Source organism: Heliophilum fasciatum (genome assembly GCF_004341395.1).
In the GTDB taxonomy this organism is placed as follows: domain Bacteria; phylum Bacillota; class Desulfitobacteriia; order Heliobacteriales; family Heliobacteriaceae; genus Heliophilum; species Heliophilum fasciatum.
The window spans coordinates 178,250-189,445 of sequence record NZ_SLXT01000002.1 but is presented as its reverse complement, the minus strand read 5'-3'; the positions used below and the strand labels follow the sequence as shown (position 1 = coordinate 189,445).

At 45.9% G+C, this 11,196-nt stretch carries 10 protein-coding genes; 7 read left to right on the top strand and 3 right to left on the bottom strand.

Annotated elements, in window-relative coordinates:
* Positions 1 to 99: 99 nt before the first annotated feature.
* Both EDD73_RS01715 and EDD73_RS01710 read right to left on the bottom strand, forming a co-directional pair.
* Positions 100 to 888 carry a YczE/YyaS/YitT family protein gene (locus tag EDD73_RS01715; RefSeq protein WP_207668780.1) on the bottom strand — a complete coding sequence of 263 codons (789 nt, stop codon included), beginning with the start codon at positions 886 to 888 and terminating at the stop codon, positions 100 to 102.
* Entirely contained in the window at positions 888 to 1,313 is a 426-nt protein-coding gene (locus EDD73_RS01710; protein WP_131917950.1) for a MarR family winged helix-turn-helix transcriptional regulator, read from the bottom strand. Before EDD73_RS01710 ends, EDD73_RS01715 begins: the two co-directional genes overlap by 1 nt.
* Before the next feature lie 377 nt (positions 1,314 to 1,690).
* On the opposite strand from EDD73_RS01710, the gene EDD73_RS01705 reads away from it, so the two are divergent.
* The 5 genes from EDD73_RS01705 to EDD73_RS01685 all read left to right on the top strand — a co-directional run bounded on the left by EDD73_RS01705 (position 1,691) and on the right by EDD73_RS01685 (position 6,324).
* Positions 1,691 to 2,401, top strand: coding sequence for an HIRAN domain-containing protein (locus EDD73_RS01705; RefSeq protein WP_131917949.1), 711 nt, complete (start codon positions 1,691 to 1,693; stop codon positions 2,399 to 2,401).
* Between the two features lie 177 nt (positions 2,402 to 2,578).
* The gene (locus EDD73_RS01700) at positions 2,579 to 3,118 is read left to right on the top strand and encodes a hypothetical protein (RefSeq protein ID WP_131917948.1); all 540 of its coding nucleotides are present in this window, start codon (positions 2,579 to 2,581) and stop codon (positions 3,116 to 3,118) included.
* Positions 3,119 to 3,384: 266 nt separating this feature from the next.
* Positions 3,385 to 4,218 (top strand): DEAD/DEAH box helicase, encoded by an 834-nt coding sequence (locus EDD73_RS01695; protein ID WP_207668779.1) that lies wholly within the window; start codon positions 3,385 to 3,387, stop codon positions 4,216 to 4,218.
* Positions 4,219 to 4,614: 396 nt separating this feature from the next.
* Positions 4,615 to 5,823, top strand: coding sequence for a glycosyltransferase (locus EDD73_RS01690; RefSeq protein WP_131917947.1), 1,209 nt, complete (start codon positions 4,615 to 4,617; stop codon positions 5,821 to 5,823).
* Between the two features lie 96 nt (positions 5,824 to 5,919).
* Entirely contained in the window at positions 5,920 to 6,324 is a 405-nt protein-coding gene (locus EDD73_RS01685) for a hypothetical protein (RefSeq protein ID WP_131917946.1), read from the top strand.
* Between the two features lie 162 nt (positions 6,325 to 6,486).
* Here EDD73_RS01685 and EDD73_RS01680 read toward each other — a convergent pair whose 3' ends face one another.
* Entirely contained in the window at positions 6,487 to 10,422 is a 3,936-nt protein-coding gene (locus EDD73_RS01680; RefSeq protein ID WP_131917945.1) for an AAA domain-containing protein, read from the bottom strand.
* 88 nt (positions 10,423 to 10,510) lie between these two features.
* Between EDD73_RS01680 and EDD73_RS01675 the strand changes: the two genes are divergently transcribed.
* The gene (locus tag EDD73_RS01675; protein WP_131917944.1) at positions 10,511 to 10,771 is read left to right on the top strand and encodes a hypothetical protein; all 261 of its coding nucleotides are present in this window, start codon (positions 10,511 to 10,513) and stop codon (positions 10,769 to 10,771) included.
* Positions 10,744 to 11,139 carry a hypothetical protein gene (locus tag EDD73_RS01670; protein ID WP_131917943.1) on the top strand — a complete coding sequence of 132 codons (396 nt, stop codon included), beginning with the start codon at positions 10,744 to 10,746 and terminating at the stop codon, positions 11,137 to 11,139. The genes EDD73_RS01675 and EDD73_RS01670 overlap by 28 nt, the downstream gene beginning before the upstream one ends.
* Positions 11,140 to 11,196: the final 57 nt, after the last annotated feature.

Below are 11,196 nucleotides of genomic sequence, written 5' to 3'. Positions count from 1 at the left end.
CAAAAGTATCGTAATTCAATATGAACCGCCGTATACCGAACGGTACGTACGGTGGTGTGAGAGGTCGGGGGTTAATCGCCCCCTCCTACTCGATTTTTCTTAACTCCGTTCAACTTCTTCGGGTAGCATCAGATCAGGTATTGCAGGGTACAGCGGGTACAAAGGATAAAGTGGTTCGGATTTTGAAGCTAAAATTCGGACATAGGCTACAGAAATTCTCTCGATCTGATTCGTCCAGAACTTTAGAGAAAACTGCATTATCGGTCCGATAAGAATAACCGTAGTAAATGTTCCTAATGCAACAGGTCCTCCAAGCAGCCAGCCGATTGTCAACGCAATTACTTCAATTATGGTTCTGGATAACCTTATTGACATAGAAAACCTTTTTGATATAAAAAGGGTGAGTCCTTCCCTTGGCCCTGCACCGAATTTTGAAGATACATACATTCCTGATCCGAAGCCCATCAGGGTGATACCGCTCAACAGCATCATGGTTCGGGGCATAAATCCATCAAAAACAGGAAGCAGCTTGCTTTCTAAAATTAAATTCATAAAGAAGCCAATCATGATGATATTCACAATGCTTCCGAGAGATGGTTTTTCTTTTTCCAGGAAAGCAGTCATTAAAATCATACTAACGCCGATAATCTGTACCCATCTTCCGATGGAAAAGGGTGTCTTGTTCGCCAGACCAATATGCAGAACATCCCAGGTTGGTACGCCAAGACTTGCCGTGATGGCTGTTGATGCTCCCAAGGATAATACAAGTATTCCTGTAATGAATACTAATCCCCGAAGAAATAGGATAAAGTAGTTTCTTTTTGATTCGTTTTCTGATTCGTTTTCTGATTCAATCATACCGTTGGTTGATTTCAATTGGATATCCATCATTTTGTATCTCCTAAGTTTTTCGTCATTTTATCTAAAACACGGTTAAACACATTAAGATCATGTTCGTCAATGTGACGCAAAGCATCCTTTTCCACATTTACAGCAGCTTCAAACCATTTTTGAAACTCCGCGTCAACTTTATTAGTAAGCCTGATGTGTTTTTCCCGCTTGTCCTTTCCTTCAAACCGGGTTATCCAACCCATTTCCTCCAACCTTGTTAACGTTCGGGTGATGGTGGGTGCTTCTACGTTAAGATAATGACCAAGTTCAACCTGTGTGCACTCTTTTCTGTCATGCAAAAGTAATATGATTAACCATTGTGAAGAATGCAATCCACTTGGAGTCAATTTTTCGTTTAATCGCTTTGTCAATAACCGGCCTAGCTGGTTTACCTTGTGGCCGTAGAGTGATTTCGATACCATTTTGAACGTAGCCCTCCGATGCGATCGATCATATCTGATAAATTGCTAGATATAATTTTGATTAAAACATCAAGTGATTATCTAATTAAGTATTGCCCGGGCGACAGTTACCCATGCAACTGTTACTTAGGCAACTGTTACTTAAGTAATCATTACCTGGGTAAGTATAATGTAAAGAATGTGGATTTGTCCAGGCTGAATTTGAAAGTACTTCCGGCATTGGAAACACAGGATGAATAAGTTTTTCGCCCGGTATTGCTTTGGCTATGGCAGTGACTGAGCAAGATTACCAGCAAATCAGTGCGTTTATAGCTATGAGCAAAAAACTGTTAAGATGGTGTCGCAATGTCAATTATAGATTTCAGGGGTGAAAGGTTATGACACCAAAAGCGGAAGACCGGTTATGGCTGATCTGGCAGGATCCGCAAACCTGCTTAAGGCATGCTATCGGCGAGTTATGGAGAGATCAGGGGAACTATTATTTTCAGTACAATGAGGAAAAATTAAAAGAAGCCGAAAAGAACGGATGCCTACCTCACCCGGCTTTTCCGGATATAAGAAAACAATATGAGTCCGATCAATTGTTTAATGCATTTGCCAGAAGGTTGCCGAATAAAAAAAGGCCCGATTATAGGGACATTCTTAGCAAATATGCATTGACCGTTGATAGTGATGATTTTGCGATTTTATCGGCAACAGGCGGAAAACTGGTGACAGATTATTTTGAGTTTGCCAAAGTGATGGCCAATTGTGACAATCAATCATTTCAACATGATTTCTATGTAGCAGGATGGAAGTATTGGGGGGCAAAGGGGAATTTCGGCGTCAATGATTTTGCGCAAGGCGAACGACTGAATCTTGTTCATGAGGAAAATAACCTGTTTGATCCATTTGCGCTTCGAATTTTTTCCGAAAATGGAGTTAAGATAGGCTATGTGCCTGCCTTCTATAGTAGGGATATCGGGCATTACTTGGCGAAACACTGCGGAATCGAAGTGTGTGTGATTACTTTTGAGCCAAATGCTGAGTCTGACAAGGTGATGAAAGTTAGGATTACTTGCGAGAGTACGTGTGTTCATGCGGTATAGGTGGATTTGAATTGGGATGGCCCTCGGCGAAAGCCGGGGGTTTATTTTTTTTCGACATAATCCAACATAAAACTGAAATCCATGTCGAAATGTGAAGGATTATTTTTCGTGTAAAAATATTTAATTTGTAGGATAATGTATGGAAAAGGGGAATAATGCAACAGGAGGATGAAAAATATGCCGAATAATAACCATGAATTTGACCAATTAGATTTATGGCATGACACGTACATATTTATGAAAATAGGATCAGCACAAGATACTCGAGGAAATACATATATTGGACACGAAATTATGCAATTTTATTTGGACGATCAGGCGACGCGAGGATACACTTGGTTTTCTACGGAAAGTTTGTCCAACGGTATGGCAGAGTCCCAGGTGACAGCCTTTCAGGAAGCGATCCATCAGGGTCACAAGGTAGGGATGATTTTTGTCATTGGACGGGATGCAGGCGGAACCAATGATATTGCTTATACAGCAGAGGTACTCAATGTGTACTCGAAGCCAGAGCCTGGTTATTGTCCGGAAAGGAATGCATTCCCTACATTATGGCATAAGAAAGCAAGAATTTGGATTAAGCTCACTAACCTTATGCTCAATAGAACACTTTCAGTGACTGATTTTGTTATTAAAAGCACAGGGAATTCATTACAAACAGTGATCAATAGAAGTCAGTTTCATTTCGGTTATGTTCAAAGGGTCTGGCGAGAATAAGTAGTAAAACGATAATACATTGATAGAAAGCAATGCTTCGATAATTTGCTCAAAGGGTTGCTTTTTTTATTCTCCTTTCTCCACTCCCACCCATCAAACAAATTTTTCCCGCCCCAACCCCCCAAAAACCCCCGCCTCCCCGCACAAACCAGTACGTTTCGACACTTTTCCCCTTTTGCCATAATGTAAAATGATAATAATAGCCCTTTTTATAACCATACACGCCCCATGAAAAAAATCCACCCCCAGGCAGGTGACTTTCGCAGATGAAACTCGAAGACATCAAGAAAGAAACTGCCATCGCCGGTATCGAATCAAACCAAATCGTCCGCGTCGTCACCACTGAACCGGTTGGTAATAACGCCATCACTGTATACTACAAAACCACCGATGGCCGCTTAACAGAACGGATGCTTTTTCGCACCGATGAAGCGAATCTATCCTTGGCTGAGGCCGGTCGCCCGTGGGCATTTGATGCACCGGGAGCCGATCTTAAGCTTGTCACCGAAGCGTACAGCATCAATTTGGCCCATCTTTTTGCCCCCATGATGACCGTACATACCTCCAACGTCGATCCGTTGCCCCATCAGATTATGGCCGTCTACGAGTCCATGCTTACCCGGCAACCGCTGCGCTACGTCTTGGCCGACGATCCCGGTGCTGGCAAAACGATCATGGCCGGCTTGTTTATCCGTGAACTGCTCATGCGGGCCGACGCCAAACGCGTGCCCATCGTCGCCCCCGGTAGCTTGGTGGAGCAGTGGCAAGATGAAATACATGAAAAATTCGGCCTCGCCTTTACCATCTTTAGTCGGGATATGGTGGCTCAATCCCCCAGCGGCAATCCTTTTGATGATATCGATCTGCTTGTCGTCCGGATTGATCAACTTTCCCGCAACGACGAACTGCAGCAAAAACTACGCCTCACTCGTTGCGATCTCATTGTCGTCGATGAAGCTCACAAAATGTCGGCCAGCTACTCCGGCACCAAAATCAGCAAAACCAAACGATTTCTCCTCGGTGAACTACTGGGTTCGATCAGTCGCCATTTCTTACTCATGACGGCAACGCCCTACAACGGTAAAAAAGAAGACGTCTAACTGTTGCTCTCCTTACTTGATGCCAAATTCCTAGAGTTGTATTTATATTTAACGCTGCAACCATCCTGTGGATTATTATGCTGGACATGCTAGCGTAACCTGGGTCTCTCTTGGAATGTAATATGAAAGGAAGATAGAGATGATCATTCGTGGTCGGTTAACCATATATAGTAAAATTCATTCAATGGATTCACCAAATTCAAAATGTCACATGAGGATCCTAAGGTGGGATAACGCCCATATTATGGATATTCCACATCATAACTGCAACAATCATAGGAGATTTTTGTGAATCGGAGTTGTTTTCCCGATATAATTTGTAAAATTAAAGAGAGCAGCGGATGGGGTATGTGCTTTCGTTTGAAAAAATCTGGTTAACCGAACACGAATGTAGAGATGATAAACAACATCATAGTAGTAGGAATGCATCCATATGAATGGACAAATGAGGAACTAAGTGATACTATGCGGTCCATGACACTTGCGTATTCGAATATTAATAAAGTTTTTCTTGACCCTAGCATCGGATATCGAAAAGCTAAAAAAAATAATTATACTTTTAGCACATCATGGAGTTGCAATACATCTCAAAATGTTCTTGTTTGTACACCGCCACTTGAAACTCTACCTTCTTCATTTGGATTAAGTCATGTTAAACGTTTGTGGTCATTGAAAACCTTGGGGCAACTGTTATCCAAGGAATTAGGAGATAGCTGGAGAGAAGAGTCAATACTTCATCTTTCATCAGGAGGTATTAGTCAATCTTATAATATAATGATGGCATTAAAACCACGATGGTTAATATTCGATATTCTTGATGATAATTTGGGCTTTCCTGGTATTACAAATGCGGAGAGAGTGATTCTAGAGCGGCAGTTCCTACAAATTATAGATCAAGCCACATTAACGACGGCTGTATCTAAATATTTAGTGGAAAAAATCCAAAAAGATTATTCGCGTTCCGTAGAACTATTATCAAACGGAGTTGATATTAAAAGATTTGCACATAAGCCATCATTTAATCGACCTCTAAATGATTTGATAGAACTGGAAAAACCAATAATAGGTTTTGTCGGGGCAATTACCAATTGGATTGATATAGATCTAATAATAAACATTGCACGTTCTCTTGATAAGGGAACTTTAGTTTTTGTTGGTCCAGTTATTGAGAATGCAATTGGTGAACAAAAAATTAACAGCTTGAGAAATAACCCCAAAATAAAATTACTTGGTCCTAAGTCATATGATTTAGTTCCAAATTATTTACATAATTTTGATGTTCTTCTGCTACCAAGAAATTATGAACCTCATTCTCTTGCTTCAGATCCTTTAAAATTATATGAATATATGGCTACAGGAAAACCTATTGTCGCAACAGCTATACCAAGTGCTATTCGGTTTAATGATTTTATTTTTGTTGGTCATACGCATAACGACATAATATCATTGTTGAGAAATGTAGAATATAAGTGGTCTGAAAGTATTAAAAACAAGCAGTTAACCGAAGTTAGAAAAATGTCTTGGGAAAATAGAGCAGTTACTTTATTGGATGAATTCCAAGCAAAACAATTAGCATCTAGCAGGCATGTGCGGGCGGTGGGATAAGTTTAGGTGATTAAAGTTTGAATGGTATTACGGAAGCCTTAGTCCATGCGCGAAACTTACAAATGAATCTTGTCGCCCATGCAGGAGGTTGTTCCGGTGAAAGGCCTTTCGGAAATTAAGTGGGAGCCATTTTTGCTGAATGCCAGTGCGCCCAACCTGACGCAGGAGATCATGCGGGTACTGAAAGAAAATGAAATCTTGATCACCGAATGGGCGCCGATCCATCTGGCGAATTTGCTGAAACGCTGGTTTTGGAAAGATGGGGCGGAAGCCAATGCACTTGATGTATGGCATAAAACCTGCGCTTATCTTTATTTGCCGCGATTGAAGGATGATCAGGTCTTTCAGCGAGCGATTGAGGCCGGGGCGGGGAGCCAGGACTTTTTCGGACTGGCCCAGGGAAAAGAAGACGGGCGCTATCTTGGGTTTTCTTTTGGACAATCGGCCGGGATTTTCTTGAACAGTGCCATTTTGAAAGTGGTTCTGATCCGGAATATGTAATGAAAATCACCGGCTTGCCCTTGAAAGACATTCTCGAATTGCAAAGGATGATAAGCAATACGTAGAGCCATTTTTCTTGGAAATTTCGCGGGGCTGCTAAGCATTGGCAGCCCCGGATTTGTTTCTTGATGATATGGGGAAGTGGAGCGTAAGCCTTTATCTTCACGGATTTCGCCGTAACTCTTCCGCAACTGCCCGCTCAATTTTTTCAATCTCCGAATTCCGATCTTTCCACCAATTGCGACTCCAAATCCGATGGATTTTCCACCCCCGGCTTTCAAGGAAGTTATGCCGGTAGATATCCCGCTCACGAGCCGAAGGGGCACTATGGTAGGTAGCCCCATCGCATTCAATCGCCAAGAGGTAGCGCGTTGGATCATGAGGATGAACGATGGACAAATCAATCCGGTAGCCGGCACATTTGACCTGTGTATCAAGCTGATAATTCCGCTTTTGCAGGCACGCGTAGACTTGCTCTTCAAATATACTGTCAAAGTGCTTGTCCTTTTCTTGAAACTTGGTCCGAAGTGCATCGTTCAACTGATGAAGTATCTGGTCGACCCGTTCCCGGTCACCGTCGGACACGGCTTTGGCGTATTGAAGATAGTAAATAAATAGCTTGGGGCCTTCATTTTTACAATTGTTCGGCATCACCAGCGGCATGCTGCATAGCACAAAGATTTTGTCTTTGGCTCGTGTAATCGCTACATTCAAATAGCGTTCACCGCCGGGTTCATTGATTGTGCCATACCTTTGAATGAATCTGTCCTCTTCGTTGCGCCCATAACCAACAGAGATGATGATAATTTCCCGTTCATCACCTTGCACGTTTTCAATATTTTTGACAAAAAGTGGCCCAGCCGGATTGGTTTCCATCGCTTCAACTTGCGAACGAAAAGCAAAGTCTTTTTCTTTGCGGGCATCGATTTTTTTCATGATCAGATTGCTTTGCTTGGCATTGAAGGTGATAATCCCCACGGTTGGGTAGGTGGCACTGCCATGGTGGTGTGATGAGGAAGCAAGATGGGCAAGCAGATCGCAGACCTTTTCGGCCTCTTCGTGGTTGGCGTTATCGCGCCATTGTCCGTCTACCTGATACCATTCAATCGGTTTGATCCGGTGGCTTCGGGCATGAGAAAGGGTTTGCAGTTGGCCGCGATAAAAAGCGTAATTGGAAAAGTTGATTAAGTCGGCATGGGTGGAACGGTAATGCCATTTGAGCATCTTGGTGTCGTAAAATTTCAAAGCTTGATGGAGCAGGCTTTCCGGCGGGGATGTGTCTTCGCTATCATCATCGTCATCTTGGGTGACAAATCCGGTCGATGGCGGCAGTTGGTATTCGTCACCGACGACAACCACTTTTTTTGCCCGGTAAATTGCAGGAATGCTGTGCGACAAGGGGCATTGGGATGCTTCGTCGAAGATGACGAGATCGAACAGCTCCTTTTCCATCGGTAAAATCGATGAGACAGCGGACGGGGACAACAGCCAGATCGGCAGCAATTCCAATAATGCCTGCGTATGATTGGCCTTCGTATTCTTCGGATTATTGAAATTCTCGATCCATCGGCGGATACTTTGTTTTTTGGCTTTGCCGATAATGGATGAGCGGAGTTGGCCTTTAAGAGCGGGATGGGCTTCGAAGGTTTGCTGGATACGGTTTCCCCAGCGGCTTTGTAATGCCTTGGGAGTCAGTTTTTGTTTCTCATCGAGCAGGCGCTTGCATTTTTGGGGTAAATCATCGATATCCTCGGTATGAAATTCTTTTAGTTTGGGATGGGTTGTTTCCGCGCAATCAATCCAGGCATGGTAAAAGGATTGGCGTATGGCTTCTTCCCAGCGTTCGGCGATGTTTTCTCCGGGTTGCGGGGGGAGTTGCTTTTGAAGCAGTGCAAGCAGCCGTTGTTCGAGCGGGTTGAGGCGATGGATAGCGCTATCCATCTGGCAAAGGTCATCATAATCGGTAGTCAAGGCTGAAGCGATCGCTTGCAGCCTTTTTTGTATGCCTTCGATATTGCCGGTAATAAGAGCCTCGCGGAACGGCTGGAGGGCTTGGGGTTGCAGGAACTCAGTAAGGGAATCTACGGTGGCATGGAACTGTTGGGTGGCGTTGGTATATTCCAGGATGTTTTGTACTTTTTTTGCGGAGTCATCGATTGTGGGGAGGTTGGCAGCGTTGGAGGCGGTGAGCTTGATCGTAGCCAGCCATGGATGGAGGGAGCGGCGATGGGAGAAGTCCCGCAGGTAATTGAGGAAGGAACCGAAAAAGGGGCGGGTGCTTTGCTGGGATAGCTGATGGCGCAGGGCTTTTTCAAATTTCCAACATGTTTCCGGGGAAGGGGGGACTTGAAAGGTTTGGCTAAGGGTGGCGATGCTTTGCCACTGCTCCATAGCCGTGGCGAGCAATGCCCGATAACGTTCACGGTTTTGCAGGGTCCCGTCCTGAAAGGAGTGGCGATGGAACAGCGGGTAGTGGTGATGGCCAAAGCGACTGTGCAATTGACCGAGTTTTTCCATCTTCGCGGCGATTTCCTCCATCGCTTCGGACGTTACTTGATCGGCCATGTCGGTAAGAGCCAGAAAGGTTCGGGGATCTTCAAATTTGTTGCTGTTGCGATAGAGTTGATAGGCTGGTATGCCCCAAGGGCGGGGGCTGTGCAGGGCATCGTGAATGTTCTTGAGGTCCTGGGTATGATCGTCGACTTGTTTGGCAAGTTTCTGATAGGCGGTGTGGTTGTCATCCAGGGTATGGTGAAAATCGGCTGAGAGCAAACGTTCAATTTGACGATAGAAGCTTTTGCGGTCTTTGTTGGGATCGCTGATGAGTAAGGTAGGGCCATCGAGTTGTAAGGTTTGCAGCCGTTCCAGGATGACTTCGAGGGCGGTGCGTTTTTGGCAAACGACGAGGACTTTTTCGCCTTTGCCGAGGGCGTTGGCGATCAGGTTGATGATCAATTGGGATTTGCCGGTGCCGGGCGGGCCTTTGACGACAAGGCCCCGCAGATCCGGTTGGGAAAGGGCGTAGATCACTTCTTCTTGGGAAGCGTCGACGGGATAGACGTGCATGTTGGCTTCGGTGGGGAGGCTATCGAGGTCGAGAGCGGGGCAGCGGCCGGGGTCGATGGTTTCCAGAGGAGCGTCGTCTGCTTCATCGATGAACGGTAACAGGGTGCCGACGAGGCCGATCTGGGGGACTTTCTTGGTGATTTCGTCCAGGTCTTTGAGGATTTCGTCGTTGGTTTGAGGGAAAAGGCCGAGGAGCGGAAAGGGGTAGAGTTCCATGGGCGATGGGGCGAGGGGTTTGGCCGATGGCGATGGTGGTAGTTCGATAAAGGGGAGGGTGGGAAAGAAAGCTTCGGGTGGGGGTTCCGGGGTGGTGTCGGTGGAGCGGAGGCGGGGTCCGGTTGGGGCGATGCCTTGGTTGCTTATGGGGGCGGCCGGTGTGAGGATGGGTTGGCAGGGGATGGCGTAGTGTTGCAGGATTGATGCGATTTGCTCCAGCAAAAGGGACGGGGTGGAGAGCAGGGGAATGAGAGCGTCTTCGATGGTTGCTTCGATGCGTTGTTGGTTGTATTGCTCCAGGGCTTTGAGAAGGATGGCGTTGAGGCGGATGGGTTCGTCGGTGTCCCGGTCGAGGTACCAGCCGCTTTCGCCGTCTTTTTTACGGGTAAGATTGACGGGGATGAGCAGGAGGGGGCATTGGAGCGCGTTGCCGTTGGCGAAGGTGCCGCGGAGGAAGGGGTAGCCGATGTGGAGTTGGGACAGGCCCAGTTGGTCGCTGCGCTGGTTGGCTTCTTTGCTGAGGCGGGTTAATTTGGCGGACAGGTGGGCGGCTTCGGGGCTGGTGTGGCGGTTGCTGAGGATGAGGGCGCTGTTGGTATTAATGAGGTCGTTGAGCAGGCGGGAGGAGAACGAGTTAAGCTGGGGTTTTGCTTTGCTTTTGGCTGTGGGTGGGGCGGTGAGCGTGTCGAGTTGGGTGAGGTCGAAGGCTTGGTTGTCTTTGATTTTTTTGAGACAGAGGGAAGGGTGGGATCTGTTGATTTCGCGAAGTTGGTTTTGCAGGGTTTTGAGGTGGTCGGTGATGGTGGCGTATGTCATGGGTTAGCCTCCGGGAAATGGATTTGGTTGGTTACAGTGTGAGCGGGGGAGGGTGGAAATATTTATGGGGATTAGGAGTAATTGCATTGTGTACTATATTGCCGCCATGTTTGCCGATATTATGACGGAGGGCAATGGCTATCTGGATGTACACGGGGCGATATCAGTGGTAAGCACCAATTATCAACCTTTCCCGGGTAGCGATGACTATCGCTATGAATTTCACTGGTGGGAAGATCGGCGGCGGGTTTTACTAACAGAGCGGCGGGAGAGCATTTTCTTGGATCTCCGGCGGGTGCGTAAGGAGTTTGAAAGCGGGAAATGGAAAGACTGGGTGAGCAGGCGTTGAAACAGTTGCTTTTGTTGTTGGCGTCGGATGACCCGGAAATTGCACGGGAAGTGGAGCAGATGACAGCCTATGATGAGATTTTGCAACGGACAATGAACAACGTGAACCGGATTAGCGATGATCCTAATGTGCGGGATGATTATTGGGCGTGTATGAAGTATGGGCTTTATCTTAGAGACAAGCGGGCCAGGGCGAAGCGGGAAGGTAAAAAGGAAGGGATCAAAGAAGGGATCATAAAAGTTGCCATCGCTTTGCTGGAAAATGGTTCAGACCCGGAATATGTTGCGAGAATCACGGACTTGCCCTTGGCGCAAATCCTGGAATTGAGAAAAATGATTGGGAATATTCATACTGATACGGCACCCTGATGACTAGGGCACCGTTAATCATATAAAATGTAGACATATTTGGAATTCTGAAACCGG

Excerpts from the sequence above, each read along its gene's own strand:
- EDD73_RS01705 (WP_131917949.1), top strand. The coding sequence starts at position 1,691 with ATGACACCAAAAGCGGAAGACCGGTTATGGCTGATCTGGCAGGATCCG.
- EDD73_RS01710 (WP_131917950.1), bottom strand. The coding sequence starts at position 1,313 with ATGGTATCGAAATCACTCTACGGCCACAAGGTAAACCAGCTAGGCCGG.
- EDD73_RS01670 (WP_131917943.1), top strand. The coding sequence starts at position 10,744 with ATGGAAAGACTGGGTGAGCAGGCGTTGAAACAGTTGCTTTTGTTGTTG.
- EDD73_RS01680 (WP_131917945.1), bottom strand. The coding sequence starts at position 10,422 with ATGACATACGCCACCATCACCGACCACCTCAAAACCCTGCAAAACCAA.
- EDD73_RS01695 (WP_207668779.1), top strand. The coding sequence starts at position 3,385 with ATGAAACTCGAAGACATCAAGAAAGAAACTGCCATCGCCGGTATCGAA.
- EDD73_RS01690 (WP_131917947.1), top strand. The coding sequence starts at position 4,615 with ATGATAAACAACATCATAGTAGTAGGAATGCATCCATATGAATGGACA.
- EDD73_RS01700 (WP_131917948.1), top strand. The coding sequence starts at position 2,579 with ATGCCGAATAATAACCATGAATTTGACCAATTAGATTTATGGCATGAC.
- EDD73_RS01715 (WP_207668780.1), bottom strand. The coding sequence starts at position 888 with ATGGATATCCAATTGAAATCAACCAACGGTATGATTGAATCAGAAAAC.